Origin of the sequence: Actinomadura chibensis NBRC 106107 (genome assembly GCF_001552135.1) — a bacterium.
GTDB classification, from domain to species: domain Bacteria; phylum Actinomycetota; class Actinomycetes; order Streptosporangiales; family Streptosporangiaceae; genus Spirillospora; species Spirillospora chibensis.
Genome location: NZ_BCQP01000010.1, coordinates 233,091 through 259,420, shown reverse-complemented (window position 1 = coordinate 259,420; position 26,330 = coordinate 233,091). Strand labels below are relative to the sequence as shown.

Sequence of the window (26,330 nt, the reverse complement as noted above, 5' to 3'; positions counted from 1 at the left end):
CCATGAGCGAGTTCGTCCAGTACCTGGTGAACGGCCTGACGATCGGGGCGTTCCTCGCGCTGATCGCGCTCGGCTACTCGATGATCTACGGCGTGGTGCGGCTGATCAACTTCGCGCACGGGGACGTGTTCATGATCGGCGCGTTCGCCGGGTTCGGAACGCTGACCACGCTCGGCGTCACCGGCGGGACGGCGCTGCCCGCGATCGTCGCGGCGGTCGTCGTCGGCGCGCTGACCACCGGCGTCGTCGGGACCGGGATCGCGAAGGCCGCCTACGTCCCGCTGCTGTCGTCGCCGCGCCTCGCGATCCTGATCGCGGCGATCGGGGTGTCGCTGGCGCTGGAGGAGGGCGTCAAGGTGCTCACCGACGCGCGCTTCAAGTCGTATCCGCACGCGCTGGACGGCGGCCGGATCTTCAGCGGCGCCGTCCACGTCACGTGGGGGCAGCTCACGCTCGTCCTGCTGTCGGTCGCGCTGATGGCGGGCCTCTGGCTGTTCGTGACGCGGACCGTGACGGGCACCGCGATGCGCGCCCTCGCCATGGACCGGGACGCCGCCCGCCTCCAGGGCGTCAACGTCGAGCGCCTGATCCTCACGACGTTCTTCATCGGCTCGATGCTGGCGGGCGCGGCGGGCGTCATGTACGGGCTGTACTACGTGCAGATCAGCTTCGGCATGGGGTTCCTCATCGGGCTGCGCGCCTTCACCGCCGCCGTGCTCGGCGGCATCGGGAACCTGCCGGGGACGATGGTCGCGGGCGTCGCGATCGGGCTCGTCCAGTCGTTCTCGGCGGGGTACGTCTCGTCCCGCTGGACCGACGTGATCATCTTCGGGCTGCTGATCGCGGTGCTGGCGCTGAGACCCACCGGCCTGTTCGGCGAGCGCGTCGTGGAGCGGGCATGAGGCGCCCGGCGGTGCCCGCGCGGGCGGAGGCGGCGGCCCGGTTCGGCGGCTGGCCGCTGCTCATCGTCGTCGCGCTCGTCGCGGGCGCGACGATGGACGACTACGCGCTGACCGTCGCCGGGACGATCCTCATCTACGCCATCCTCGGCCTCGGGATCAACATCGTCGTCGGCTACGCCGGGCTGCTCGACCTCGGCTTCGCCGCGTTCTTCGCGATCGGCGCGTACACCTCCGGCCTGCTGATGGTGAAGCAGGAGTGGAACTTCTGGCTGACGCTGCCGGTGGCGGTGGCCGCCGCGGCGGCGGCCGGGGTCGTCATCGGGTATCCGACGCTGCGGCTGCGCAGCGACTACCTCGCCATCGTCACGCTCGGCTTCGGGGAGATCATCCGGATCACGGTGATCAACCTGGAGACGACCGGCGGGCCGAACGGGCTGACCGGCATCCCGCCGGTGACGGTCGGCGGCCGGGAGATCGTCACGCCCCGGGACTTCTTCTACCTGGCGCTCGCGTTCTTCGTGGTCGTGCTGGCCGCGACGGCGCTGCTCGCCCGGTCCCGGCTCGCCTACGCCTGGCGCGCCATCCGGTCCGACGACACGGCGGCCGAGGCGGTCGGGGTGCCCGCGCGGCGGGTGAAGCTGCTCGCCTACGTGCTCGGCGCGACGGCGGGCGCGACCGCCGGGCCGCTGAACGCGGCGCAGCTCGGCACCGTGGACCCGTCCAGCTTCACGTTCCTGACCTCGCTGATGATCCTGCTCGTGGTGATCATCGGCGGGATGGGCAGCCGCCCCGGGGTGATGGTCGGCGCCATCGTGATCATCGGGCTGCCGGAGGTGCTGCGGACCGTCCAGGAGTACCGGGGGCTGTTCTTCGCGCTGCTGCTGATCCTGATCGTGCTGCTGCGGCCGCAGGGCGTGTGGCCGTACCGGCCCCGGCGGCTGCGGCTGCCCGCGGCCGCCGGGCCCGCGCCCGAGCTCCCGGCGGCGGAGGGCACGCTGCTGGAGGTGGCGGGCCTGTCCCGCTCGTTCGGCGGCGTCACCGCCGTGGACGGGCTCGACCTGCGCGCCGCCGCGGGCCAGGTGGTCAGCGTCATCGGGCCGAACGGCGCGGGCAAGACGACGGCGTTCAACTGCGTCACCGGGATGATCGCGCCGTCCGCCGGGACGGTCGTGCTCGCGGGCCGGGACGTGGTCGGCCGGGCCCCGCACCGGGTCGCCGCCGCCGGGCTCGCCCGCACGTTCCAGAGCATCCGGCTGTTCGACGACATGACCGTCGCGGAGAACGTGCTGATCGGCCGGTTCGCGCGGGACCGGGGGCTGCTGCGGCCGCTGTCGCGCGCCGACCTCGGCGCCGTCCGGCGCTGCCTGGAGTTCACCGGGCTGCTGGACGCCGCCGACCGCCCGGCGGGCGGGCTGTCCTACGGCGACCGGCGCCGCCTGGAGATCGCGCGGGCGCTCGCCGGGGACCCGCGCGTCCTGCTGCTGGACGAGCCCGCCGCGGGCGCGAACCCGACCGAGAAGCGCGCCCTGATGGAGCTGATCGCCCGGATCAGCGCGCTCGGCGCCGCCGTCGTGCTGATCGAGCACGACGTGGCGCTGGTCATGTCGATCTCCGACCGGGTGACCGTGCTGGAGTACGGCCGGACGATCGCCGAGGGCCCGCCCGCCGAGATCCAGGAGGACCAGCGGGTCATCGCCGCCTACCTCGGCGTCCCGGACGACCCGGAGACCGACCTCGTCACGGAGGTGCTGCGGTGACGCTGCTGCGGGTGAGCGGGCTGCACAGCCGGTACGGGCAGGTGGAGGCCCTCGCCGGGATCTCGTTCGAGGTGGCGGAGGGCGAGATCGTCGCGCTGCTCGGCAGCAACGGCGCGGGCAAGACGACCACGCTGCGGACGGTCACCGGCCTGCACCGGGCCCGCTCCGGACGCGTCGAGTTCGACGGCCGCGACATCACCCGGCTGCCCGCGCACAAGATCGTCGCGGCCGGGCTGGGGCACGTCCCGGAGGGGCGGCGCGTGTTCCCCGCCCTGAACGTCGCGGAGAACCTGCTGCTGGGCGGCTACCTCCACCGGCGCGACCGGGCCGGGGTCGCGGCCCGCCGCGACGAGGTGTACGAGATGTTCCCGCGGCTCGGCGAGCGGCGCGGGCAGCTCGCGGGCCTGCTGTCGGGCGGCGAGCAGCAGATGCTCGCGATCGGGCGGGCGCTGATGCTGCGCCCCCGCCTGCTGGCGCTGGACGAGCCGACGATGGGCCTCGCCCCGCGCGCCGCGCAGCAGGTGCTCCAGGTCGTCCGGGAGATCCGCGACGGCGGCGCGACCGTCCTGATCGTCGAGCAGAACGCGCACCAGACGCTGCGCCTCGCCGACCGCGCGTACGTCCTGGAGACGGGCCGGATCGTGCTGGACGGCGCGGCGTCCGACCTCGCGAGCGACGACCGGGTGAAGGCCGCCTATCTCGGCGGTGACCCCGCCGTCGACTCCCCGTCCCCGTAGGCGCCGTCCCCGTAAGGGTCGTCCCGGACGAGCCGCAGCGCGGCCTCCTCGATCGCGGACTCCGAGAGCAGGACGTGGTCGGCGGCGTCGCCGAGCGGGACGAAGCTGTCCGCGCTCGCGACGCGGGCGGCCCGGCCCCGGAACCCGGCGTCGGCGAGCGCGGTCAGGACGGCCTCGGACACGCCGCCCGTCCGGCGCGTCTCGTCCGCGACGAGGACGGCGCCGGTCGCGCGCGCCTCGCGCAGCAGGTCGTCGGCGGGCAGCGGCGCGAGCCAGCGCAGGTCGAGGACGCGGCACCGGACGCCGGCCCGCGCCAGCCGCCGCGCGGCGCGCAGGCTCATCCGCAGCCCGTTCGCGAACGTGGCGATGGTGAGGTCGCGGCCGTCGCCATAGGTGCGCGCCCGGCCGAGCGCGACCGTGCCCCCGGCGGGCGCCAGCCAGCCGCCGTCGCCCTCTTCGTGCAGGTCGCGGACGTGGTACAGCGCGATCGGCTCCAGGAACACGCACACCCGCCCGGCGGTCTCGGCGGCGTCGGCGCAGGCGCGCAGCATCCCCGCCGCGTCGTCCGGACGGGCCGGGGAGGCGATCACGAGCCCCGGGATGTCGCGCAGCGCGGCCACGGCGTTGTCGTTGTGGAAGTGCCCGCCGAACCCCTTCTGGTAGGCGTAGCCGGGGACGCGGACGACCATCGGGTTGCGGTACCGGCCGGCCGAGAAGAACGGCAGCGTCGCCGCCTCCCCGCGGATCTGGTCGGCGGCGTTGTGCAGGTAGGCGAGGTACTGGATCTCCGGGACGGGCAGCATCCCGGCGAGCCCGAGCCCGAGCGCCAGCCCGAGCACCGACTGCTCGTCCAGGATCGTGTCGAACACCCGCGCCGCGCCCGCCCTCCGAAGCAGGCCGCGCGTCACGCCGTAGACGCCGCCCTTGCGGGCGACGTCCTCGCCGAAGACGAGCAGGCCGGGGCGCTCGTCCAGGAGGTCGCCGAGCGTCCGGTTGACCGCCCGCGCGACCGTGACCGGCTCCCCGCTCCCCCGCGTCTCCGCGGCGGGCGCGGGCGCGGCGGCGAGCGGCGCCATCACCGCGGCGGCGGACGCGAGCCGCGGCGCGTCCGCGACCTTCGCGGCGAGCGCCGTCACCTCGGCGCGCTTCGCCTCGTACCGGTCGACGACCTCGGCGGGCGTCGCGGCGCCGCGCGCGACGAGCAGCCGCGCCGTCCGGACGAGCGGGTCGCGCTCCAGGTCGGCGGCCAGCTCGGCGGGCGTCCGGTAGGACGACTCGACGTCCGACCCCGCGTGCCCCATCAGCCGGACGGTCCGCAGGTGCAGGAACGCGGGACGGCGCCGCTCCCGCACCCACGCGACCGCCGCCGCCGACACGGCGAGGGCCTCGGCGAGGTCGCAGCCGTCGGCGTGGAAGTAGGCGAGGCCCGGCCGCGACCCGTACGCGGCGCGGATCCAGCCGGGCGGCGTCCGGACGCTGATCCCGATCCCGTTGTCCTCGCAGACCAGCAGCAGCGGCAGCGGCAGCCCCTGGTAGCCGCAGTTCACCGCCGCGTTGATCGCGCCCGCGGCGGTGGAGTGGTTGGCGGAGGCGTCCCCGAACCCGCACACGGCGACCGCGTCGCGCGGCCACGGCGTGCCGAGCCCGAGCCGGGCGGCGCGCTCGATCGCGAACGCCACGCCCAGCGCGCGCGGCAGGTGCGAGGCGATCGTGGACGTCTGCGGGATCACGTGCAGCCGGTGGCTCCCGAACACCTTGTGGCGTCCGCCCGCGATGGGCTCCTCGGCGGCGGCGACGAGACCCAGCAGCACGTCGCGCAGCGGGTCGCCGCCGGGGACCTGGCGGGCCCGCTCCAGGAAGAACGCGCCGGACCGGTAGTGCAGCAGCGCCGGGTCGTCCGGGCGCAGCGCTGCGGCGACGGCCGCGTTCCCCTCGTGCCCCGCCGACCCGATCGTGTAGTAGCCGCGCCCCTGCGACCTCAGCCGGCGGGCGGCGAGGTCGAGGTGGCGGCTGCCGAGCTGGGCGTCGAACAGCTCCAGCAGGCGCGCGTCGTCCACGGGGCCGGGCGGCGCGGGCTCGGCGGGCGGCGCCAGGGACGCGACCGTCTCGACGAAGTGGACGTCGGCGGGCTCGGACATGCGGTCTCCTCCGTGGACGAGGACGCCCTTCGAGCATCCGACGCCGCCGGGCCCCGGGTCGACCCAGGCGAGGCCGCGAACCGGTTGGCGGTTCACCAAGAAACGCTTACGCCCTGCGGGAACGGCTCGCCGAGGGAGCGTCAGCCGGGCTTGGGCTCGCGGTAAGGAAGCCGCGCTCTGCCCGATCTTGGCGCGGGCGCCCGGGCCTGTTCACCCTGAGACCGTGCTCTCCTCCGTCATCGGCGGCGCCCGCGTCTCGGCGGGGCCGCGCCCGTACCGCTCCACCGACCCGTCCCGGACGTCCGAGGTCGTGGCCGAGGTGTCCCTCGCGGACGCGGGCGACCTCGTCCGCGCCTGCGCCGCCGCCCGCGCGGCGCAGGACGGCTGGCGGGACGTGCCGCCGCCCGTCCGCGGCCAGGCCGTCGCCGCGCTCGGCCGCCTCGTCGAGGCCAACAAGGAGGCCCTCGCCCGCACCGTGACCCGCGAGGTCGGCAAGCCGTACGCGGAGGCGCTCGGCGAGGTGCAGGAGATCGCGGACACGTGCGCGTTCTTCCTCGGCGAGGGGCGGCGACTCTACGGGCAGACCGTCCCGTCGGAGATGCCGGACAAGCAGCTCTTCACCTTCCGCGACCCGGTCGGCGTCGTCGCCGTCGTCACGGCGGGGAACTTCCCGGTGGCGGTGCCGTCCTGGTACATCGTCCCGGCCCTGCTGTGCGGGAACGCGGTCGTGTGGAAGCCCGCCGAGTACGCGGCGGCCTGCGCCGACGCGTTCTACGAGCTGTGCGCGCACGCGGGGCTGCCGGACGGCGTCCTCAGCGTCGTCTACGCCGACGGCCCCGAGACGTTCCGCGGCCTGGAGCAGGCCCTCGGGCGCGGCCTGGTCGACAAGGTCGGGTTCACCGGCTCCACCGAGGTCGGGTCGCGGATCGGGGAGCTGTGCGGGCGGCACCTCCAGTCGCCGTGCCTGGAGCTCGGCGGCAAGAACCCGATGGTCGTCACCGAGGACGCCGACCTGCCGCTCGCCGTCGAGGGCGCCCTGTTCTCCGGGTTCGGGACGGCCGGGCAGCGCTGCACGTCGCTCGGGACGGCGATCGTCCACACGTCGGTCCACGGCGAGTTCGTCCGGCTCCTGGACGAGGCCGTCCGCGCCGCCGCGGTCGGCGACCCGTCCGGCGACGTCCTGTACGGCCCGATGATCAACGAGCGGTTCGCGGACGGGTTCGAGAAGGCGCTCGGCTGGATCGGGCCGCACCACGCCGTGCACGGCTCGTCCGCGACCGGGCGGATCACGGCCGCCGCCCCGCGCGCCGGGTTCACCGGCGACGCCGGCGCCGGGCTGTACTACCACCCGGTGGTCGTGGACGGCGTCGGCCCCGCCGACGAGCTGTTCATGAACGAGACGTTCGGCCCGATCATCGGCGTCGCCCCCTACCGGACGCTGGACGAGGCGATCGAGCTGGCGAACGCGCCGGGCTACGGCCTGTCCGCGTCGATCTACACGACGGACCCGGCGAAGGTCTTCGCGTTCCGCCGCCGGGTCTCGGCGGGGATGGTGAGCGTGAACAACTCCACCTCCGGCGCGGAGGCGCACCTGCCGTTCGGCGGCAACGGGCGCTCCGGCAACGGCAGCCGCCAGTCGGGCGTCTGGGTGCTGGACCAGTTCACCCGCTGGCAGTCGATGAACTGGGACTACTCGGGACGGCTGCAGAAGGCGCAGATGGACGTCCCCGAGATCGTCCCCGACCCCGGCTTCCGGCTCTAGGGCGGCACCGGTGGAGGCGGAGGTCGTCGTCATCGGCGGCGGGGTGATGGGCACGAGCATCGCCTTCCACCTGGCGGAGGCGGGCGTGCGCGGCGTCGTCCTGGTCGAGCGGGACGAGCTCGGCTCCGGTTCGACGTGCAAGGCGGCGGGCGGGGTGCGGGCGCAGTTCTCCGACGAGGTCAACATCCGGCTCGGCGCCCGCAGCCTGGAGGCGTTCGGACGGTTCGGGGAGCGTCCCGGCCAGGAGATCGACCTGCGCCGGGTCGGGTACCTGTTCCTGCTGTCGCGCCCCGAGGACGTCGCGTCGTTCGAGGCGGGCGTCGCGCTGCAGAACGAGCTGGGCGTGCCGAGCCGGATGGTCTCCGCGGCGGAGGCGCGGCGGCTGTCCCCGCTGATCGACACCGGCGGGCTGCTCGGCGCCGCGTTCTCCCCCGACGACGGGCACTGCACGCCCGAGTCGGTCGTCCTCGGGTACGCGACCGGCGCGCGGCGGCACGGCGCGACGATCCGCACGCACTGCGAGGTGCTCGGCATCGAGACCGACGGCGGCGAGGTCACGGCCGTGGCGACGTCGCGCGGCCGGATCGCGACCTCCGCCGTGGTGTGCGCGGCCGGGCCGTGGTCGGCGGCGGTCGGCCGGATGGCCGGGGTCGACCTGCCGGTCGAGCCGCTGCGCCGCCAGATCGTGTTCACCGAGCCGATCCCGGGGCTGCCGCGGCCCGTCCCGATGACGATCGACTTCACGACGACGTTCTACTTCCACGGCGAGGGCGAGGGGCTGATGCTCGGCATGTCCGACCCGGACGAGGAGCCGGGCTTCGCGCTGGACCGCTCGGACGCCTGGCTGCCCCGCCTCACCGCGGCGATCGCGTCCCGCGCGCCGTCCCTCCTCGACGTCGGGCTCACCGGCGGCTGGGCGGGCCTGTACGAGGTGACGCCCGACCACAACGCGCTCATCGGGGAGGACGCGTCGGTGTCCCGGTTCCTGTACGCGACGGGCTTCTCCGGGCACGGGTTCCTGCAGGGCCCGGCGGTCGGCGAGGTCGTCCGCGACCTGTACCTGGGCCGCGAGCCGTTCGTGGACGTCGGCCCGCTGCACGCCACGCGGTACAGCGGGGACGGGCACCGCCCGGAGCTGAACCGTGTCTGACGTGCTCACCCTGATGGACGAGTGGGGCCCCGAACGGGTCGTCTGCGTCTCCGACTCGCGGACGGGCATGCGCGGCGTCCTCGTCATCGACAACACCGCGCGGGGCATGGGCAAGGGCGGCATGCGGATGAGCCCGTCCCTGACGGTCGCGGAGGTGGCGCGGCTCGCGCGGGTGATGACGTACAAGTGGGCGGGCGTCGACCTGTTCTTCGGCGGCGCGAAGGCCGGGATCATGGCCGACCCGGCCGCGCCGGACCGGGAGGCGGTGCTGCGGTCGTTCGTCCGGGCGCTGTCGCGGGAGATCCCGAGCCAGTACGTCGCCGGGCTCGACATGGGGCTGACGGAGCGGGACGCGGCGATCGTCCAGGACGAGCTCGCCGACCGGGGCGCGGCCGTCGGCACGCCGCACGCGCTCGGCGGGATGCCCTACGACGAGCTCGGCGTCACCGGCTTCGGCGTCGCGGAGGCCGCCGACGCCGCCGCGCGGCACGCCGGGACGTCCCTGCGCGGCGCGCGGGTCGCGGTGCAGGGGTTCGGCGCGGTCGGGCACGCGGCGGCGCGGCGGCTCGCCGAGCTGGGCGCGGCCGTCGTCGCGGTGTCCACCGCGCGCGGCGCGCTGCACGACCCGGACGGCCTGGACGTCGCCCGCCTGCTCGCCCTGCGCGCCGAGGTCGGCGACGCCGCGGTCGAGGAGTACGGCGGCGGGCGGCTGCTGGACGTCGGCGCGGAGCTGCTCGTCCCGGCCGACGTCCTCGTCCCCGCCGCGACGCAGGACGTCGTCGACGAGCGCGTCGCCGCCGAGATCCGGGCGGGCATCGTCGTGGAGGGCGCGAACCTGCCCACCGGCCCGGCCGCGCAGGACGTCCTCGCCGCGCGCGGGATCACGGTCGTGCCCGACTTCGTCGCCAACGCGGGCGGCGTCGTCGCGGCCGGGTTCGCGATGGACGCCCGCTACTCGCCGTTCCGCCCCGACCCGGACGCGGTGTTCGCGGCCGTCTCGGCGAAGCTGCGGGAGAACACCGGGACGGTCCTCGACGCCGCCCGCGCGGGCGGCACGACCACGCACCGGGCGGCCGTCGCGCTCGCGCAGCGGCGGGTGCGGGCGGCGATGGAGCTCAAGGGCCGCCTCCCCCGCGCGGCCCGGTCACCCCGCTGATCTGCGCCTCGACCGTCCGCGCGACCTCGGCCAGGCCGCGCATCGCGTCCTTGACCAGCGGGTTCGTGTTCGTCGTCCGGCGCAGGACGGTGACGTGCCGCTGCGGGCTGCGGCGGCTCAGCTTCAGCGTCCGCAGGCCCGGCGCGGGCACGCAGCCGAGCGCGGGGACGAGCGCGATCCCGAGCCCGCAGCCGACGAGCCCGCACACCACCGCGTAGTCGTTGCTGCGGAACGCGATGTTCGGCGTGAACCCGGCCGTGCTGCACAGCCGTAACAGGGCCTGCGCGCCGGAGCTCTCCGGGCGGCTCGCGATCCACGTCTCCGAGGTGAGGTCGCGGAGCCGCACGGTGCGCCCCCCGGCGAGCGGGTGCTCCTCCGGCACGCACAGGACCAGGTTCTCGTCCATCACCGGCGTCTCCACGATCTGGGCGGGCCAGGTGCGCGGGAACAGGTCGTACCGGTAGACGAGCTGGAGGTCGAGGTCGCCGTCGAGGAGTTCGGGCAGCAGCTCGTCGGGCTCCCCCTCCGACAGCTTGATCTCGATGCCGGGCCGGACGCGGGACAGCTCCGCCAGCATGCGCGGCAGGATGCGGGCGCTGGCGGTCGGGAAGCTGCCGATCTGCAGCGCGCCGCGCTCGCCGACGGCGACCGTCCGCAGCTCCCGTTCGAGGGTGTCGAGCGCGGACAGCACGTCGTTGCCCTTGCTGACCACGAGGAACGCCGCGCTGGTCGGCCGGACGCTGCGGGCCCGGCGCTCGAACAGCACCAGGCCGCAGGCCCGCTCCAGCGCGGCGATCTGCTGGGAGACCGCGGACGCCGTGTACCCGAGGTTGCGGGCGGCGTCCGCGAAGGAGCCGGTGCGGACGACCTCGCGCACCGTCTGGATGTGCAGGGGACTGATCATTTTGGGCGCACCCCGTTCCGGTGACGTCTCCCCCGCCAGACATCCTTCTAGTGTCGCTTCTGGGGGGACGACCCCCCAGACCCCCCGGAGACTGACCGACACCCTCCACTCCGCTAGCGCTCCGTTCCGGGCGCCGGTCAGTCGTGCTTCGGCCTCTTCGCCACCAAGGTCAGGACGTCGTACTTGGCGACCGAGGCGCCCTCCTGGTTGGTGACGTCGGTGTCCCAGCGGACCTCGCCGTAGTCGGCGCCGTCCCGCGGCGTGATCTGCTTGGCGGTCAGCGTGACGGTCAGCTCGTCGCCCGGCTTGACCGGGGTGAGGAACCGCAGGTTCTCCAGGCCGTAGTTGGCGAGGACGGGCCCCGGCGACGGCTCGACGAACAGCCCCGCCGCGAACGACACGACCAGGTAGCCGTGCGCGACCCGGCCGCCGAAGAACGGGTTGGCGCGTGCGGCGTCCTCGTCCGTGTGGGCGTAGAAGGTGTCGCCGGTGAACTCGGCGAAGTGCTCCACGTCGTCGAGCGTGACGACGCGGGGGCCGCCGACGGCGGTGTCGCCGACGCGCAGGTCCTCCAGGTGCTTGCGGAACGGGTGCTCGTCGGTGACCGTCCGGTCGGTGCCGGGCACCCAGCGGCCGGTGATCGAGGTGAGCATCGCGGGCCCGGCCTGGACGGCGGTGCGCCGCATGTGGTGGACGACCCCGCGGATCCCGCCCATCTCCTCCCCGCCGCCCGCGCGTCCCGGCCCGCCGTGGACGAGCGCGGGCAGCGGCGACCCGTGCCCGGTGGACTCCTTCGCGTCCTCGGCGTTCAGCACGAGCAGCCGCCCGTGCCACGGCGCCGTGCCGAGCACCACCCGGCGCGCGAAGTCGGGGTCGCCGGTCACGATCGACCCGGCGAGGCTGCCGCGCCCCCGCACGGCGAGCTCCACCGCCTGCTCGGCGCCCTCGTACGGCAGCAGCGTGCTGACCGGCCCGAACGCCTCCACCTCGTGCGGCTCGGCGCGGCCGGGGTCGTCCGCGCGGAGCAGGACCGGCGACATGAACGCGCCGCGCTCGGCGTCCGCGCCGACGACCTCGACCCGGTCCGGGTCGCCCGCGACGACGCGGCCCGCGTCCAGCAGCGCCTTCAGCGAGCGGCGGACCTCCTCGCGCTGGTCGAGGGTGGCGAGCGCGCCCATCCGGACGTCGGGGTCGGCCGGGTTCCCGATCGTGATCCGCGCCAGCCGCTCGCGGGCCGCCTCGGCGACCTCGCCGACCAGCCCGGCCGGGACGAGCGCGCGGCGGATCGCCGTGCACTTCTGCCCCGCCTTCACCGTCATCTCGCTGACGAGCTGCTTGACGTACAGGTCGAACTCGACGCTGCCGGGCGTCGCGTCCGGGCCGAGGATGGAGCAGTTCAGCGAGTCGGCCTCCGCGTTGAAGCGGACCGCGTTCGCCACGACCGCCGGGTGCGTGCGCAGCAGCCGCGCGGTGGACGCCGACCCGGTGAACGCGACGATGTCCTGCTCGGTGAGGTGGTCGAGCAGGTCGCGCGGCTCGCCGCAGACCATCTGCACGGTCCCCTCCGGCAGGATCCCGGACTCGACGATCAGCTCGACCAGCCGGGCCGTCAGGTACGCGGTCTGGCTCGCGGGCTTGATCAGGCTCGGCACGCCCGCGAGGAACGCCGGGGCGAGCTTCTCCAGCGGCCCCCACACCGGGAAGTTGAACGCGTTGATCTGCACCGCGACGCCGCGCGAGGGGGTGCACAGGTGCTGGCCGACGAACGTCCCGCCCTTGCCGAGCGGCTCCACGTTCCCCTCCACGAGGACCGTGTCGTTCGGCAGCTCCCGCTTGCCCTTGCTCGCGTAGCCGAACAGGACGCCGATGCCGCCGTCCACGTCGAACTTCGAGTCGCCCAGGGTCGCGCCCGTCCGGGCCGACAGCGCGTACAGCTCGTCGCGGTGCTCGCGCAGATGGGAGGCCAGCGCCTTGAGCAGGGACGCGCGCTGGTGGAAGGTCAGCTCGCGCAGCACCGGGCCGCCGACCCGGCGGCCGTGCTCCAGCGCGGCGCCGAGGTCGATCCCGGCGGAGGAGATCCGGGCCACCTCCTCGCCCGTGACGGCGTCGTGCAGCGGCGCCCCCTCGTCCTCCGGAGCATGCCAGGAACCCGACACGTAACTGCGCAGCGCGACCACAGGGACCTCCTCGTCCATATCTCTGAGTAACCTTGCCACTTCCGGGGCCCGTTCACGCATGGCAGAGATGACAGCCGCCGACCGGATCCTTTGTGTACTCGCGCCGCCCCGGACGCCCGCGCGGCGCCGTGCCCGGCCCGCCCTGGAATACTCCCGATCATGACCTACGCGGCGGACGGCGGACGATACGAGCGGATGACCTACCGGCGGTGCGGGCGCAGCGGGCTGCGGCTCCCGGCGATCTCGCTCGGCCTGTGGCACAACTTCGGCGACGACCGCCCGCTGGACGTCCAGCGGGCGATCCTGCGGCGCGCGTTCGACCTCGGCGTCACGCACTTCGACCTGGCCAACAACTACGGCCCGCCGTACGGCTCGGCCGAGACCAACTTCGGCCAGATCTTCCGGGAGGACTTCGCGCCCTACCGGGACGAGGTCGTCATCTCGACGAAGGCCGGGTACGACATGTGGCCGGGACCGTACGGCGAATGGGGGTCGCGCAAGTACCTGCTCGCCAGCCTCGACCAGTCGCTGCGGCGGATGGGCCTCGACTACGTCGACATCTTCTACAGCCACCGGTTCGACCCGGACACGCCGCTTGAGGAGACGATGGGGGCGCTGGACCGGGCCGTCCGGTCCGGGAAGGCGCTGTACGCGGGGATCTCGTCGTACTCGCCGGAGCGCACCGCCGAGGCCGCCGCCATCCTGCGGGACATGGGGACGCCGCTGCTGATCCACCAGCCGTCCTACTCGATGCTGAACCGCTGGATCGAGGGCGGCCTGCTCGACACGCTCGCACGGGTGGGCGCGGGCTGCATCGCGTTCTCGCCGCTGGCGCAGGGGATGCTGACCGACAAGTACCTCGGCGGGATCCCGGCCGGGTCGCGGGCCAGCAAGGGGACGTCGTTCTCCGCCGACCTGCTCAGCGAGGAGAACGTCCGGCACGTCCGCACCCTGAACGAGATCGCCCGGGGGCGGGGCCAGTCGCTCGCGCAGCTCGCGCTCGCCTGGGCGCTGCGGGACGGCCGCGTCACCTCCGCGCTGATCGGCGCCAGCAGCGTCGCGCAGCTGGAGGAGAACCTCGCCGCGCTCGACGCGCCGGACCTCGGCGCGGACGAGCTCGCCGCGATCGACCGGGACGCGGTCGAGGCGGGGATCAACATCTGGGCGGCGTCCAGCGCGGGGTGACCTGCGGTTTCGGACGCATCGTCCGGGCCTCAGGGGGCACGAGCAGGCCATGGACGAGCCCGCACGCGAGGAGCCCGACCGGCCGGAGCCCGACCGAGCCGAGCCGGACCGAGCCGAGCCCGGCCGCGGCGAGCCCGGGCCCGAGTACTCCGAGTGGCGCGACCCGGACTGGCACGGCCCCGGCTCGCACGGCCCCTACCGGCACGGGCAGCCGAGCGGCCGCGAGCCGCTGACCGCCCGGAGCCCGCTGCGGCTGCGCGCCGTCCTGTCCGGCATCGCGCTGGTCGGGGCGGCCGCGGCCGCCGTCGTGTTCGCCGTGCGGGCGCAGTCCGGCGGCGGCGACGGCGCCTGGGCCGCGGCGGCGATCTGCGCGGCCGTCGCCGTGATCGCCGCGCTGGACCTGGTCGTGATCGCGCGCCGGTCCCGCACCTGACGGAGGCGGCGGCGGGCCCGGCGGCTCAGTGGGTGTGGTCGACGGCGGCGGCGCCCGGGTTGGCGAGCAGCCACGCGATCCGCTCGCGGCTCTCCTCGTCGGTCGGGGTGTACACGACGAGCCGCGCGTCCGGGGACGCCGTGATGTCCATGTTCGTGGTGCGGGTCCGGATCACGCCGACGGCGTGGTGCCGGAACACCTTGTCGCTCTGCCCCGGCAGCGCCACGTCGTGCGACGCCCACAGCCGGGCGAACTGCGGGCTGACCGCCTGGAGCCGCCGGACCAGCTCCTTCCAGCCCGGCTCGCCCAGGTGGCGGCTGTAGCGGTGCCGGAACACCGCGACGTGGCCGGGCGCCGCCTCCTCCAGGTTCACGACCGGGTTGCAGCAGGGCGGCAGGGTGAAGACCATCCACAGCGAGTTCCGCTCGCACGGCCGCGCCGTCACGATGTGCGGGAAGATCGCCGCGTAGGCGGCGTTCCAGGCGAGGATGTCGGACCGGCCGTTCGCCACGGCGGCGGGCATCGGGACGAGCGCGTCCAGGATGCCCTGCACCTCGGCGGGCAGGGTGTCGGCCTCCTCGTCCACGGTCGCCTCGGGGACGTCGGCGAGCCGGTACAGGTGCTCGCGCTCGGCGCCGTCGAGCCGGAGGGTGCGGGCCACCGCGTCCAGCACCTGGGTGCTCGCGTTGATCGGACGGCCCTGCTCCAGCCACGTGTACCAGGTGACGCCGACCCCGGCGAGCTGCGCGACCTCCTCGCGGCGCAGTCCGGGGGTGCGGCGGCGCGGTCCCGGCGGCATCCCGACGTCCTCGGGCGTGATGCGCTCGCGCCTGCTGCGCAGGAACGCCGCCAGCTCCGTCCGGCGGCGCGGCCTCGTCGTGGTGTCCGCGCTCGTCATCGTCACGCCCCCAGGATGCATCCGGTCGCCCGCCGTTGCCAGGTGCTGTCAGTACCAGTATCGCCAGGCTCTCGTTACCGGTACCCGTCGCCCGCCATGATCGTACACATGACACAAGCAACCGATCTGCGCGGGATTGTTCCCGACCGGGGGACGCGGAGCGGACCGGGCGGCCTGGCGCTCGCCGTCATCCTGCTCGGCCAGTTCATGTCCATCCTGGACGTGAGCATCGTCAACGTGGCGCTCCCCACGATGCGCGCCGACCTGCACGCGTCGGGCGCCGGGCTGCAGCTCGTCGTCGCGGGCTACATCATCTCCTACGCCGTGCTGCTGATCACCGGCGCGCGGCTCGGCGACATCGCCGGGCACCGCCGGATGTACCACATCGGGCTCGTCTCGTTCACCGTCGCGTCCCTGGCCTGCGGGCTGGCGCCGACCACGGGCACCCTGGTGGTGTTCCGGTTCCTCCAGGGCGTCGGCGCGGCGCTGCTGACGCCCCAGGTCATGTCGATGATCCAGCGGAACTTCACCGGCGCGGCACGGGCGCGCGCGCTCGGCGTCTACTCCGCCGTCATCGCGGGCGGCGTCGTCGTCGGCCAGGCGGCGGGCGGCCTGCTGGTCAGCGCCGACCTGCTCGGCACCGGCTGGCGGACGGTGTTCCTCGTGAACGTCCCGATCGGCGTGGCGCTGCTGCTCGCGTCGCCCCGCGTGCTGCCCGCCGACGACGTCCCGCCCCGGACCGCGAGCGTCCGGGAGGAGCTGGACCTGCCCGGCCTGCTCACCCTCGCCCCGGCGGTGCTGCTGTTCGTCGTCCCGCTGATCATGGGGCACGAGCTGGGCTGGCCGCTGTGGGGCTGGGCGTCGCTCGCCGCGAGCGCCGTCCTCCTCGCCGCCTTCGTCGCCGTCGAGCGCCGCGTCGCCGCGACCGGCGGGCGGCCGCTGATCTCCCCCCGGGTGCTGCGCGCTCCGCTGCTCGTCCCCGCCTGCGTCGCGATGGTGTTCGGGCCGGGGAGCTGGGGCTCGTTCCTGTTCACCACCACGCTGCACCTCCAGGGCGACCTGCGGCTGTCGCCGGTCGAGTCGGGCCTCGCGTTCGTGCCGTGCGTCGCCGCGTTCGCGCTGGTCGGGCTGAACTGGCAGCGGCTGCCCGCGCGCTGGCACCGGCCCGCCGTCCCCGCCGGGTTCGCGATCGCGGCCGCGGGCTACCTGTGCGTCGGCCCGCTCGCGGGCGGCGGACTCCCCTACGAGCTGCTCACCGTGGTCATCGGGTTCGGGCTGGGCGTGATGCCGATCATCATGACGGTCGCGCTGCGGCACGTCGCCCCCGAGGACGCGGCGGACGCCAGCGGCCTGCTGCTCACGCTCACCCAGATCGCCCAGGTCGTCGGCATCGCCACCATCGGGACGCTGTTCCTCACGCTGGCCGAGTCCGGCGCCTCGACCCGGCACGCCGAGTACGGCACCGGCTGGGCCCTCGCCGGGGCGGCGCTCCTCGGCGCGGTGTGCGCGCTGCGGCTGGCACGCGGCCGGACGGCCGCGCCCGCCGCCTGACGCCGCCGCGCCCCACCGGACACGCCGTCCACCTGCGGGTTTCCGGAACTCCGGCGTTTAGGACGATCGACACAGGCAATGTCGAATCCGGCTCATCCCCCCGCTTCCTGTGCGAATGGCGGTGACATCTCCGGGAGGTAGCGCGATGAAGATTGCGATGGTCTCCGAGCACGCCAGCCCGCTCGCCGCCGCGGGCGGACCGGCGGGGCAGGGGCCTCCCGGAGCGGGCGGCGCGCAGGGGGTGTTCGTCGCCGAGCTCGCCGCCGAGCTCGGACGGCAGGGCCACTACGTCACCGTGTACACGCGGCGGGACACGCCCGCGCGGCCCGAGCGGGTGCGGCTCGCGCCCGGCGTGACGGTGGAGCACGTCCCCGCGGGCCCGGCGGAGCGCATCGCCAAGGACGCGCTGCTCCCCTGGATGCACGACTTCGGACGGCACCTGGAGCGCCGGTGGGCCGCCGACCCGCCGGACGTCGCGCACGCCCACCACTGGATGAGCGGGCTCGCCGCGATCCAGGCCGCGCAGGCGGCCGGGTCGCGGCGCGTGCCGGTCGTGCAGTCCTACCACGCGCTCGGCACCGTGCTGCGCCGCCACCGGGGCGCGGCCGACACCAGCCCGGCGTCCCGGGTGCGGCTGGAGCGGGCGATCGGCCGGGCCGCGGACCGGGTCATCGCCGCCTGCTCGGACGAGGCCCGCGAGCTGGAGGCGATCGGCGTCCCGCCGGGCCGCGTCCGGGTGGTGCCGTGCGGCATCGACGTCGGCCTGTTCACCCCGGAGGGGGACGGGCGCCGCGAGCCCGGGGGCGGCGGGCCGCACCGGCTGGTCGTGCTGTCGCGGCTCGCCGAACGCAAGGGCGTCGACACCGCCGTCCGGGCACTGGCCAGCGTCCCGGACGCCGAAATGGTCGTCGCGGGCGGCCCGCCGCCCGCCCGCCTCGACGGCGACCCCGGCGTGAGCAGGCTGCGGAGGGTCGCGCGGGACGCGGGGGTCGCGGGCCGGGTCCGCTTCCTCGGCCGGGTCGGCCACACCGAGGCGCCGCCGCTGCTCCGCTCGGCGGACCTCGTCGTCGCCCTGCCCTGGTACGAGCCGTTCGGCATGGTGCCGCTGGAGGCCATGGCCTGCGGCGCGCCCGTCGTGGCGAGCGCCGTCGGCGGGCACCTCGACACGGTCGTGGACGGCATCACCGGCGTCCTCGTCCCGCCGCGCGAGCCGGAGGCCGCCGCCATCGCGGTCCGCGCGCTGCTCACCGACCCGGCGCGGCGCGCCCGGATGGGGCTCGCCGGGGCCGACCGGGCGCGCGCCCACTACGCGTGGTCGCGCGTCGCCGCCGACACCGTCGCCGTCTACCGGGAGGCCGCCGCGCTCAGCGACGTCGCGGCATGACCGCCCCGCCGCCGCGCCGCCGCGCCGTGAGGGGTCAGCCGGTGTGCCCGGCGGTCACCAGGCTCCTGATGTCGGCGGGGAGGCTGTCGCGCACCTTCCGCGTGATGCCTCCCTGCGTGGCCTCGTCGGTCACCTCCAGCACGACCCGCGCCAGGTAGGCCGAGCGCGGCTCGTCCGTCCCGGACCGGGCGGCGACCCGCTCGATGAAGTCGTGCCGGTCGAACCGCTCGCCCGACCCGGCCCCGCCGTAGACCTCGGTGCGGCGCAGGTGCTCGCCGATCTCGTGCGGCAGCTGCGCCGCGAGGTTGTCGGCGAGCCCTTCCGGGATCCGCTCGCCGAGCGTCTCCAGCACCGCGCGGGTCGCCCGTTCCGCCTCGCCGTGCCCGGAGAGGCGGGCACGGTCCTGCACCTGGCCGATGAACGCTTCGTGCCGCATGGTGGACACTCCTTCCTATCCCGCCTGTCCAGCCTGAATTGCTGGGGCTTCCCGGAATGCCGGGCTATTAACGTGCGCCCGGGAACGTCCGGTTCCGCGGACCGCCGCGGCCCGTCCGGTCAGGTCGCCGTGCCGCGGCGCGACACTTCAGACACTTATCGGTTTACCGAGTGAGCCGGATGGGCAGAGTCATCTCGCGGCCCACTCGTCGGCTCGGTGCCATGTGCTTCGAGCTGCGAGCCTGGGCCGCGCCACGTTTCCCCCTCCCCCTCCGGGGCCCTGCCCGGCGGAGCGTCCGTGTGACCGGCCGATCGTCGGGTAGAGGGACTGGACCGAGCGATCGCCCCCCGGCTCGCCCGGTCTCGTCCGAAGGGAGACGACCCGCATGACGTCGGCGCAGTCCACCGGACGGTTCGACGACGGCCAGGCCGAGACGCTCCTCGCGGAGATGAACCGGCTCGGCGACGACGACCCCGAACGCGAACGCCTGCGAGCCCGGATCGTCGACATCCACGCCCCGCTCGTCCGGGGCGTCGCGCGCCGGTACGCCGACCGCGGGGAACCTCTCGACGACCTCCAGCAGGTCGCCTACCTGGGGCTCGTCAAGGCCATCAACCGGTTCGACCCCGGGATCGGCGACCGCTTCGTCACCTACGCCTACCCGGTGGTGACCGGCGAGGTGAAGCGGCACTTCCGCGACAAGACCTGGGGCGTCCGGGTGACGCGCCGCATCCAGGAGCTGCGGCCGGTGCTGCAGCACACCGTCCAGGAGTTCACCCGCGAGCACAGCCGCTCCCCCACGACCACGGAGATCTCCGCGCGGATGGGCCTCACCGAGGAGGAGACCGCGGAGGTCATCGCCGCGTGCGACGCCTACCGCCCGCTGTCCCTGGAGGCCCCGGCCGACGGCGCGCCGGGCGGCGGCGCCGGGACGGTCGGCGAGTACCTCGGCACGGACGACCCGGCGCTCGACGCCCTCATCGACGGCCACGCCCTCGCCCCGCTGATCGCCGGCCTGCCCGAGCGCGAGCGGACGATCCTGCTGCTGCGGTTCTTCGGCAACAAGACCCAGACGCAGATCGCCGAGCAGATCGGCCTGTCCCAGATGCACGTGTCCCGCCTGCTCCGCGCCACGCTGGACAGGCTCCGCGCCGGGCTCCTCGCCGAGCGCTGACGCCGCCCCCGCCGCGGGCGGCGCCCGGTCACGGCGTGGGAAGCGCGCAGTCCCGGCTCAGGACGACGTCGCTGTCCGCGCCGAGGCAGCGGGCGAGCGGGTAGGTCTGCTGGCCGTAGTGGGCGCCGCGCCGGACGGTGACCCTGCCGCTCCGGTCGACCTCGCACGGGTTGTTGAGGGTGCAGCGCTCGCCGTCGTCGTTGCCGGTGTTGTTGATCCCGGCGACCTGCCCGGTCCGGACGTCCACGATCGGCGAGCCGGACGTGCCGTGCGTCGTCTCGCACTCGGGCCGGTAGCGGATCGAGTCCTTCCACGTCCAGCCCGCCTCGCGCAGGCGGTGGACGGTCGCGTCGGTGCGGCAGCCGTAGATCGTCCGCCAGTAGCCGGAGACCACGCGGATCTCCGCGCCGTCGCGCGGCCTCGCCGCCGCGAGCCGCAGCGCCGGGACGCCGTACCTGCGCTGGATGTCGGCGTAGGTGGTGTTCAGCCGGTAGACCGTGACGTCGGTGTCGGTCATGGTCGCGTACTCGACCCTGGTGGCCTGGAGGGTGCCGAGGTCGCTCCGGCCCGTCCGGTCGAGGAGCGTGAACGTCCTGGACGACGGCTGGTCGACGATGACCTCGCCGCCCTTCGGCATGCCCGTCTCCAGGCAGTGGCCGTTGGTCAGGACCAGCGCCGCGTCGGCGTCGCGCGAGCGCGGCCCGCGGACGAGCGCCCCCGAGCAGTTGCTGAGCGCGACGATCCCGGTGAAGTCGACCTCCGCCCGGGCGGGGACCGTCCGCGACGGCGCGGCCTGGGCCGGTCCGACGGCGGCCAGTGTCCCGGCGGCCATGGCGGCGAGGGCGAAGGCTGCGGCGAAGCGCCTGGTCATGGGAATCCTCTCGGCGGGCCGGTCGGGAGCGGCCGGGACGACGCTGTCCCGGCGGATTCTAGGCCAACGGCTACCCTCGGTGAAGGACCGCCACGCTCAGTCGACCTCGACCCAGCCGTAGGTCCGTTCCACGGCCTTCTTCCATCCGGCGTAGCCGGTCCGGCGCTGGTCGTCGTCCCAGGCGGGGTGCCAGCGTTTGTCCTCGTTCCAGTTCTGGCGGAGTTCGTCGGTGGTGTTCCAGAAGCCGACGGCGAGTCCGGCGGCGTAGGCGGCGCCGAGGGCGGTGGTCTCGGCGACGACGGGGCGGGAGACCGGGACGCCGAGGATGTCGGCTTGGAGTTGCATGCACAGTTCGTTGGCGGTGACGCCGCCGTCGACCTTGAGGACGTCCAGGGAGACGCCGGAGTCGGCGCGCATGGCTTCGACGACGTCGCGGGATTGGTAGCAGATGGATTCCAGGGTGGCGCGGGCCAGGTGGGCGTTGGTGTTGTAGCGGGACAGGCCGACGATGGCGCCGCGGGCGTCCGAGCGCCAGTAGGGGGCGAACAGGCCGGAGAAGGCGGGCACGAAGTAGACCCCGCCGTTGTCGTCGACCTGCCGGGCCAGGGATTCGCTCTGGGCGGCGCCGGAGATGATGCCGAGCTGGTCGCGCAGCCACTGCACCGCCGACCCCGTCACCGCGATCGACCCCTCCAGCGCGTACACCGGCGCGAAGTCGCCGAACTTGTAGCAGACGGTCGTGAGCATCCCGGCCTTGGACCTGACCAGCTCCTCACCCGTGTTGAGCAGCAGGAAGTTGCCGGTGCCGTAGGTGTTCTTGGCCTCGCCGGGCGCGAAGCACACCTGCCCGACCGTCGCCGCCTGCTGGTCGCCGAGGATGCCGGTCAGCGGGACCTCGCCGCCGAGCGGGCCGTCACGTCGGGTCACCCCGTAGGGATCCGGCGCGGACGACGGCTTGATCTGCGGCAGCATCGAGCGCGGGATCCCGAAGAACGACAGGAGTTCCTCGTCCCAGTCCAGGGTCTCCAGGTCCATGAGCATGGTGCGGCTGGCATTGGTCGGATCGGTGACGTGCACACCGCCGTCCACGCCGCCCGTCAGATTCCACAGCACCCACGTGTCGATGTTGCCGAACACGGCGTCGCCGTTCTCGGCCGCCTCCCGAACCCCGTCGACGTTCTCCAGAATCCACTGGATCTTGCCGCCGGAGAAGTACGTGGCGGGCGGGAGCCCGGCGCGGTGCCGGATGGTGTCGCCGCGCCCGTCGCGCTCCAGGGCGGCCGCGATGCGGTCGGTGCGGGTGTCCTGCCAGACGATCGCGTTGTAGTACGGACGCCCCGTCCGCCGGTTCCACACCACCGTCGTCTCGCGTTGATTGGTGATGCCGAACGCCGCGAGGTCGCCGAAGGCCAGGTGCGCCTTGTTCAGCGTCGTCTGGACGACGGCGCGCGTCCGCTCCCAGATCTCGGTGGGATTGTGCTCCACCCACCCGGCCCGCGGCAGGACCTGCTCGTGTTCGAGCTGGTGGCGGGCGATCTCGTTGCCGCCGTGATCGAAGACCATGAAGCGCGTGCTGGTGGTGCCCTGGTCCAGCGCCCCGACGAAGTCGGCCATGGACTCTTCTCCCCTCTCCGCGTGCTCCGTCAGGAGACGTCGTATTCCGGCTCCGGCCTCGTGGGCACCTCGCCCGCCCCTTCCTCGGGGATGTGGCGCCCGATGAGCAGGATGTAGAGCCCGGCGCCGATCACCCCGCCGATCAGCGGTCCGACGATCGGCACCCAGAAATAGAAGTCCCCGTACTGATCTCGCCAGGCGTGCTCGTATCCCGTGATGAACTGCGCGAGCCGGGGGCCGAGGTCGCGGGCCGGGTTGATCGCGTACCCGGCGTCCGCGCCGAACGCCATCCCGATCGCGACGACGACGAGCCCGATGATGAGCGGCGCGAGGTTCGCGAGCGGCGGCGCGTTCTTCAGGTCGGTGAGCGCGAGGACGAGGAACAGCAGGATCGCGGTGCCGATCACCTGGTCCCGGAAGCCGCCCCACAGGCCGACCGGCAGGGACCCGTTGCCGGGCATCGTGGAGAACACGAACTGCGACTTGGTCGTCAGGCCCGGGTCGAACTTGGTGAGGATCTCGTTGTAGTCCCACCGGACGATCAGCGCGGCGATGAACGCCCCGAGGAACTGCGCGGTCCAGAACGGGATCACCTTCCGCCAGGGGAAGCCCTTGTAGACCGCGAGCGCGAGGGTGACGGCCGGGTTGATGTGCCCGCCGCTGAGCCGCGCCGACACGTACACGCCGAGCGTGACCGCGATGCCCCAGGCCCAGGCGATGCTGTCGTGCCCGCCGAGGCTCTGCGGCTCGCCGAGCCCGCTGCCCGCGACGGCCTGCGCGACGACGCCGACCCCGAAGAGGATCAGGATCAGGGTTCCGGCGAACTCGGCCAACACCTCAGCGGCGAGCGTGGGAAGCCGCTGCTCTCCCGCCATCTGTCCTCCTCCGGGATGTGTGACCGCGGCCACGGTCGATCTTGCCGCTGATCGTTCCCAGGAGCAGGCGGGGAAACATGGTCAGTGTCCCCGGAACGCCTCCTCCAGCCACCAGGCGGCCTGACCGCGGGTGACCTTGGCGTCCACGAGCATGGGGCGGTCGCGCGGACCGTCCAGCCAGGCGGCCACGGCGGCGAGGTCGTCCGGGCCCCGGACGGTCGCCGCCGCGCAGCCGAACCCGCGCCCGACGGCGGCGACGTCGACGGGCGGGAAGGTGACGGTGTCCAGCGGGTGCCCGCCGGGCGCGAAGTGGTGCACCTCGGCGCCGTAGGCCTCGTCGTCGTAGACGACCACGAGCAGGCCGAGGCCGAGCCGGACGGCCGTCTCCAGCTCGGCGACCGACATCAGCAGGCCGCCGTCGCCGAGCGCGGCGACGGTCAGCCGGTCGGGACGGGCCACCGCGGCGCCGATCGCCGTGGCGAGGCCGAGCCCGACGGCCTGGAACGCCTGGGTGAACACGAGGGCGTCGGAGTCGGGGACGTCGAGGAACATCGACGGGTAGCCCATGAAGTTCCCCGAGTCGACGGCGACGGTCCGCTCGGGCGGCAGCATCCGGTCGAGCGCGATCGTCAGCGTCCGGGGGTCGATGCGGGGGCCGCCGTCCTCGGCCGGGTGCTCCTCGTAGGGGACGTCCTGCCAGCGCCCCTCGCGGACGAGCAGCTCGGCCACCTCGGGCGTGCGGTAGCCGGTGGAGGCGTGGCCGCGCCGCTCCAGCTCGGCGGACACGGCCCGCGCGGTCTCGGCGGCGTCGCCGATCAGGCCGAGGTCGACGGTGCGGTGCGCGCCGAGGGCCCGGGCGTCCACGTCGACCTGGACGACGGTCGCGCCGGAGCCGATGAGGGCGCCGTGCCGGGTCGTCCACATGTTGAGCGAGCAGCCCCAGCCGACGACGAGGTCGGCGCCCGCGATCAGGCCGGCCGCGGCGGGGGTGGCGAAGCCGCCGGACACGTCCAGCGAGAACGGGTCGCCCGCGAACAGCCCGCGCGCGACGGCGGACGTCGCGGGCAGCGCCCCGCAGCGCCGGGCCAGCTCGGCGAGCGGCTCGGCGGCGCGGGACAGCCGGGCGCCCCGCCCGGCGATGAACACCGGGCGCTCGGCGGCCTGCAGCGCGTCGGCGAGCCGCGCGATCGCGCCCGGCGGCGGCACCGGCAGCGGCGGCACCTGCGCGCGGCGCGGCCGGTGCGGGAGCGGCGGCGGGTCCGGCGCGGGGCCGGGGTGCTCGGCGTCCTGGATGTCGAGCGGCAGGCCGAGCAGCACGGTGCGGCGCTCGGCGACCGCCGTCCGGCAGGCGCGGGCCACGTCGTCGAGCGCGGTCGCGGGCGAGTGGACCCGCTCCGGGACGGCCCCGACCGCCGCCGCGATCGCGGCCTGGTCGATCCGGAAGTTGGAGCGGACCGCGGCGGCCGCGACCTCGCCCGCGACGACCAGCAGCGGCGTGCGGCTCTTGGCGGCCTCGGCGAGGCCGGTGACCGCGTTGGTGAGGCCGGGCCCCTGGTGCACGGTCACCACGCCGAGCCCGCCGCCGACCCGCGCGTACGCGTCGGCCATGGTGGCGGCGCCGCCCTCGTGCCGGGCCGCGACGAACCGGGCCCCGTTCGCGACGAGCGCGTTCGTGACGTGGAAGTTGCCGCTGCCGACGACCCCGAACACGGTGTCGGCGCCGAGCCGCGCGATGGCCTCCCCGACGGCCTCCGCGACCTTCACCGCTCGACCAGCGCGAGCACGCGGGCGGGGCTGCCGGAGCCGCCGACGATCGGCAGCGGCGAGGCGAGCAGCACCGCGCCGCGGGCGGGCAGCCGGTCGAGGTTCCGGAGCTGGGTGAGCCCGTACTTGCCGGCGCCGAGGAAGTAGGAGTGGCACGGGAACGGCGGGTCGAAGCCGGGCGCGGCGCCCGCGTCGGTGCCGACCGTCTCGACGCCGAGCCCGACGACGGAGGTCTCCTCGGCGAGCCAGCGGGCGCACTCGGCGGAGATGCCGGGGGTGTGCGAGCCGGACTCGTCGGCGTTGAGGAACTCGTCCTGGTCGGCGGCGCGGGCGTCCCAGCCCGTCCGGTAGAGGAACCAGGCGCCGTCCGGCAGCGGGCCGTGCTCGCGCTCCCAGTCGCGGACGTGGTCGATCTCCAGCAGGAAGTCGGGGTCGGCGGCGGCCCGCTCGGACGCGTCCAGCACGACGGCCGGGCCGACGAGGCGGCGCGGGGCGACCTGCGAGACGTCCTCGCCGCCGCGCCCGGTGGCCCAGTGGACGGGCGCGTCGAAGTGGGTGCCGACGTGCTCCCCGGTCTCGATGTCGTTCCAGTACCAGGCGGGCCCGCGGTCGTCGTACCGGCTGATCTCCTTGAGCCGGAACGGGACGGTGTTGGCGAACGGCTCCGGCAATTGGAGGATGGGCGTGCGGTCCGAGAGGGGGGCGGTCAGGTCGACGATCTCCACCGAGCCGTCGTCGACGGCGGCGAGCAACTGGGCGAGCACGGACAACGTTCCTCCGGCGTGGCGCGGACGGGCTGGGGGTCGGCGCGGGGCCTCCCGAACTTATCGCAGACGAGCCTGTTCGGAGGGTCACCCGGCGCAGGCCGCCCGCCACGGGTCGCCCGGCGCAGGCCGCCCGGTGCCCGCGCGCGTCACTCGTCCGCGAGCCAGGGGTAGCGGGCGGTGTCGGCGCCCGCGTAGTCGGGGTCGAGGTAGATGAACACGCGCTGGATCTTCCAGTCGCGGATCTCGAACACGTCGCACCACCGTCCGGCGCCCCACTCGGGGACGCCCGCGCGCCACGGGCCGTCCCGGTGCTCGCCGTGGCTGGTGCCCTCGCAGACCAGCGTGTCGGTGCCGGTGAGGATCCAGTTGAACCCGGCGTAGTGGTGCCGGATCGAGGTGATCGTCGCGCCGACGTCGCCGAACAGCCGCGCGATCTCGTCCTTGCCGTTCGCGAGGCCCCACTTCGGGAAGTAGACCTGCGCGTCGTCGGCGAACAGGTCGAGGAGCGGGGACCCGTCGGAGGTCACGCCGCCGTTGTCGAAGCCCTTGAGGTACTCCAGCGCCACCGACTTGCGCTGCTCGTCCGTCATCGTCGTCCTGCTGAGCGCCACCCGTTCCACCATCCTGTCGCCGGGCCGTCCACCAGACCGTAACGCGGCGGGGCCGCGCGGCCCCGCCCGTCGTTTTCCGGACGC

22 protein-coding genes are annotated in these 26,330 nt (G+C 74.5%); 11 read left to right on the top strand and 11 right to left on the bottom strand.

The window, feature by feature from the left end; all coding sequences use genetic code 11:
• The first annotated feature begins 2 nt into the window (after positions 1-2).
• Genes ACH01S_RS05810 through ACH01S_RS05800 form a run of 3 tightly spaced genes read left to right on the top strand, consistent with a single transcriptional unit; the run spans position 3 to position 3,396 of the window.
• Positions 3-902 (top strand): branched-chain amino acid ABC transporter permease, encoded by a 900-nt coding sequence (locus ACH01S_RS05810; protein WP_067886116.1) that lies wholly within the window; start codon positions 3-5, stop codon positions 900-902.
• Positions 899-2,659: a branched-chain amino acid ABC transporter ATP-binding protein/permease gene (locus ACH01S_RS45740; RefSeq protein WP_067886114.1), complete on the top strand. Its 1,761-nt coding sequence runs from the start codon at positions 899-901 to the stop codon at positions 2,657-2,659. The genes ACH01S_RS05810 and ACH01S_RS45740 overlap by 4 nt, the downstream gene beginning before the upstream one ends.
• The gene (locus ACH01S_RS05800) at positions 2,656-3,396 is read left to right on the top strand and encodes an ABC transporter ATP-binding protein (RefSeq protein WP_067886112.1); all 741 of its coding nucleotides are present in this window, start codon (positions 2,656-2,658) and stop codon (positions 3,394-3,396) included. The genes ACH01S_RS45740 and ACH01S_RS05800 overlap by 4 nt, the downstream gene beginning before the upstream one ends.
• On the opposite strand, the gene ACH01S_RS05795 is transcribed toward ACH01S_RS05800, so the two are convergent.
• Complete coding sequence (locus tag ACH01S_RS05795) at positions 3,354-5,534, bottom strand: thiamine pyrophosphate-dependent enzyme (protein ID WP_067886110.1); 2,181 nt, start codon at positions 5,532-5,534, stop codon at positions 3,354-3,356. The two genes, ACH01S_RS05800 and ACH01S_RS05795, sit on opposite strands and share 43 nt — an antisense overlap.
• Before the next feature lie 223 nt (positions 5,535-5,757).
• On the opposite strand from ACH01S_RS05795, the gene ACH01S_RS05790 reads away from it, so the two are divergent.
• The 3 genes from ACH01S_RS05790 to ACH01S_RS05780 are packed head-to-tail and all read left to right on the top strand — an operon-like array spanning position 5,758 to position 9,602.
• Complete coding sequence (locus ACH01S_RS05790; protein ID WP_067886108.1) at positions 5,758-7,296, top strand: aldehyde dehydrogenase family protein; 1,539 nt, start codon at positions 5,758-5,760, stop codon at positions 7,294-7,296.
• A gap of 10 nt (positions 7,297-7,306) precedes the next feature.
• Entirely contained in the window at positions 7,307-8,446 is a 1,140-nt protein-coding gene (locus tag ACH01S_RS05785; protein WP_083980363.1) for an NAD(P)/FAD-dependent oxidoreductase, read from the top strand.
• Positions 8,439-9,602: a Glu/Leu/Phe/Val family dehydrogenase gene (locus ACH01S_RS05780; protein WP_067886106.1), complete on the top strand. Its 1,164-nt coding sequence runs from the start codon at positions 8,439-8,441 to the stop codon at positions 9,600-9,602. Before ACH01S_RS05785 ends, ACH01S_RS05780 begins: the two co-directional genes overlap by 8 nt.
• Here the strand turns inward: ACH01S_RS05780 and ACH01S_RS05775 are convergent.
• Complete coding sequence (locus tag ACH01S_RS05775; RefSeq protein WP_067886104.1) at positions 9,562-10,506, bottom strand: LysR family transcriptional regulator; 945 nt, start codon at positions 10,504-10,506, stop codon at positions 9,562-9,564. The genes ACH01S_RS05780 and ACH01S_RS05775 overlap by 41 nt on opposite strands.
• A gap of 137 nt (positions 10,507-10,643) precedes the next feature.
• The gene (gene paaZ, locus ACH01S_RS05770) at positions 10,644-12,701 is read right to left on the bottom strand and encodes a phenylacetic acid degradation bifunctional protein PaaZ (RefSeq protein WP_174564859.1); all 2,058 of its coding nucleotides are present in this window, start codon (positions 12,699-12,701) and stop codon (positions 10,644-10,646) included.
• A 141-nt stretch (positions 12,702-12,842) separates the two neighbouring features.
• Between paaZ and mgrA the strand changes: the two genes are divergently transcribed.
• Together mgrA and ACH01S_RS45115 are read left to right on the top strand one after the other, a co-directional pair.
• Positions 12,843-13,868: an L-glyceraldehyde 3-phosphate reductase gene (gene mgrA, locus ACH01S_RS05765; RefSeq protein WP_067886102.1), complete on the top strand. Its 1,026-nt coding sequence runs from the start codon at positions 12,843-12,845 to the stop codon at positions 13,866-13,868.
• Between the two features lie 49 nt (positions 13,869-13,917).
• Complete coding sequence (locus ACH01S_RS45115) at positions 13,918-14,301, top strand: DUF6343 family protein (protein ID WP_218010151.1); 384 nt, start codon at positions 13,918-13,920, stop codon at positions 14,299-14,301.
• A 25-nt stretch (positions 14,302-14,326) separates the two neighbouring features.
• Here ACH01S_RS45115 and ACH01S_RS05755 read toward each other — a convergent pair whose 3' ends face one another.
• Positions 14,327-15,199 carry a helix-turn-helix transcriptional regulator gene (locus tag ACH01S_RS05755; RefSeq protein ID WP_067886544.1) on the bottom strand — a complete coding sequence of 291 codons (873 nt, stop codon included), beginning with the start codon at positions 15,197-15,199 and terminating at the stop codon, positions 14,327-14,329.
• A 108-nt stretch (positions 15,200-15,307) separates the two neighbouring features.
• On the opposite strand from ACH01S_RS05755, the gene ACH01S_RS05750 reads away from it, so the two are divergent.
• A complete protein-coding gene (locus tag ACH01S_RS05750; protein WP_067886100.1) occupies positions 15,308-16,750 on the top strand; it encodes an MFS transporter in 1,443 nt (480 codons plus the stop codon).
• A 145-nt stretch (positions 16,751-16,895) separates the two neighbouring features.
• Positions 16,896-18,134, top strand: coding sequence for a glycosyltransferase (locus tag ACH01S_RS05745; RefSeq protein WP_067886099.1), 1,239 nt, complete (start codon positions 16,896-16,898; stop codon positions 18,132-18,134).
• Between the two features lie 34 nt (positions 18,135-18,168).
• On the opposite strand, the gene ACH01S_RS05740 is transcribed toward ACH01S_RS05745, so the two are convergent.
• On the bottom strand, positions 18,169-18,570 hold the full coding sequence (locus ACH01S_RS05740; RefSeq protein ID WP_067886096.1) for a DUF2267 domain-containing protein: 402 nt from the start codon (positions 18,568-18,570) through the stop codon (positions 18,169-18,171).
• Between the two features lie 385 nt (positions 18,571-18,955).
• Here ACH01S_RS05740 and ACH01S_RS05735 point away from each other — a divergent pair, with 385 nt between their 5' ends.
• Positions 18,956-19,744 (top strand): SigB/SigF/SigG family RNA polymerase sigma factor, encoded by a 789-nt coding sequence (locus ACH01S_RS05735; RefSeq protein WP_067886095.1) that lies wholly within the window; start codon positions 18,956-18,958, stop codon positions 19,742-19,744.
• A 28-nt stretch (positions 19,745-19,772) separates the two neighbouring features.
• Here ACH01S_RS05735 and ACH01S_RS05730 read toward each other — a convergent pair whose 3' ends face one another.
• From ACH01S_RS05730 to ACH01S_RS05705, 6 genes are all read right to left on the bottom strand, one after another.
• The gene (locus ACH01S_RS05730; protein WP_067886093.1) at positions 19,773-20,615 is read right to left on the bottom strand and encodes a S1 family peptidase; all 843 of its coding nucleotides are present in this window, start codon (positions 20,613-20,615) and stop codon (positions 19,773-19,775) included.
• Between the two features lie 96 nt (positions 20,616-20,711).
• Positions 20,712-22,229 carry a glycerol kinase GlpK gene (gene glpK / locus ACH01S_RS05725; RefSeq protein WP_067886091.1) on the bottom strand — a complete coding sequence of 506 codons (1,518 nt, stop codon included), beginning with the start codon at positions 22,227-22,229 and terminating at the stop codon, positions 20,712-20,714.
• Positions 22,230-22,258: 29 nt separating this feature from the next.
• The gene (locus ACH01S_RS05720) at positions 22,259-23,104 is read right to left on the bottom strand and encodes an MIP/aquaporin family protein (protein WP_067886089.1); all 846 of its coding nucleotides are present in this window, start codon (positions 23,102-23,104) and stop codon (positions 22,259-22,261) included.
• 81 nt (positions 23,105-23,185) lie between these two features.
• Positions 23,186-24,868: a thiamine pyrophosphate-binding protein gene (locus tag ACH01S_RS05715; RefSeq protein WP_067886087.1), complete on the bottom strand. Its 1,683-nt coding sequence runs from the start codon at positions 24,866-24,868 to the stop codon at positions 23,186-23,188.
• On the bottom strand, positions 24,865-25,632 hold the full coding sequence (locus ACH01S_RS05710) for a cyclase family protein (protein ID WP_246237119.1): 768 nt from the start codon (positions 25,630-25,632) through the stop codon (positions 24,865-24,867). Before ACH01S_RS05710 ends, ACH01S_RS05715 begins: the two co-directional genes overlap by 4 nt.
• Before the next feature lie 149 nt (positions 25,633-25,781).
• The gene (locus tag ACH01S_RS05705; RefSeq protein WP_067886541.1) at positions 25,782-26,246 is read right to left on the bottom strand and encodes a nuclear transport factor 2 family protein; all 465 of its coding nucleotides are present in this window, start codon (positions 26,244-26,246) and stop codon (positions 25,782-25,784) included.
• Positions 26,247-26,330 lie beyond the last annotated feature (84 nt).

Excerpts from the sequence above, each read along its gene's own strand:
- ACH01S_RS05810 (WP_067886116.1), top strand. The coding sequence starts at position 3 with ATGAGCGAGTTCGTCCAGTACCTGGTGAACGGCCTGACGATCGGGGCG.
- ACH01S_RS45740 (WP_067886114.1), top strand. The coding sequence starts at position 899 with ATGAGGCGCCCGGCGGTGCCCGCGCGGGCGGAGGCGGCGGCCCGGTTC.
- ACH01S_RS05795 (WP_067886110.1), bottom strand. The coding sequence starts at position 5,534 with ATGTCCGAGCCCGCCGACGTCCACTTCGTCGAGACGGTCGCGTCCCTG.
- ACH01S_RS05775 (WP_067886104.1), bottom strand. The coding sequence starts at position 10,506 with ATGATCAGTCCCCTGCACATCCAGACGGTGCGCGAGGTCGTCCGCACC.
- paaZ (WP_174564859.1), bottom strand. The coding sequence starts at position 12,701 with ATGGACGAGGAGGTCCCTGTGGTCGCGCTGCGCAGTTACGTGTCGGGT.
- mgrA (WP_067886102.1), top strand. The coding sequence starts at position 12,843 with ATGACCTACGCGGCGGACGGCGGACGATACGAGCGGATGACCTACCGG.
- ACH01S_RS45115 (WP_218010151.1), top strand. The coding sequence starts at position 13,918 with ATGGACGAGCCCGCACGCGAGGAGCCCGACCGGCCGGAGCCCGACCGA.
- ACH01S_RS05755 (WP_067886544.1), bottom strand. The coding sequence starts at position 15,199 with ATGACGAGCGCGGACACCACGACGAGGCCGCGCCGCCGGACGGAGCTG.
- ACH01S_RS05750 (WP_067886100.1), top strand. The coding sequence starts at position 15,308 with ATGACACAAGCAACCGATCTGCGCGGGATTGTTCCCGACCGGGGGACG.
- ACH01S_RS05745 (WP_067886099.1), top strand. The coding sequence starts at position 16,896 with ATGAAGATTGCGATGGTCTCCGAGCACGCCAGCCCGCTCGCCGCCGCG.
- ACH01S_RS05740 (WP_067886096.1), bottom strand. The coding sequence starts at position 18,570 with ATGCGGCACGAAGCGTTCATCGGCCAGGTGCAGGACCGTGCCCGCCTC.
- ACH01S_RS05735 (WP_067886095.1), top strand. The coding sequence starts at position 18,956 with ATGACGTCGGCGCAGTCCACCGGACGGTTCGACGACGGCCAGGCCGAG.
- ACH01S_RS05730 (WP_067886093.1), bottom strand. The coding sequence starts at position 20,615 with ATGACCAGGCGCTTCGCCGCAGCCTTCGCCCTCGCCGCCATGGCCGCC.
- glpK (WP_067886091.1), bottom strand. The coding sequence starts at position 22,229 with ATGGCCGACTTCGTCGGGGCGCTGGACCAGGGCACCACCAGCACGCGC.
- ACH01S_RS05720 (WP_067886089.1), bottom strand. The coding sequence starts at position 23,104 with ATGGCGGGAGAGCAGCGGCTTCCCACGCTCGCCGCTGAGGTGTTGGCC.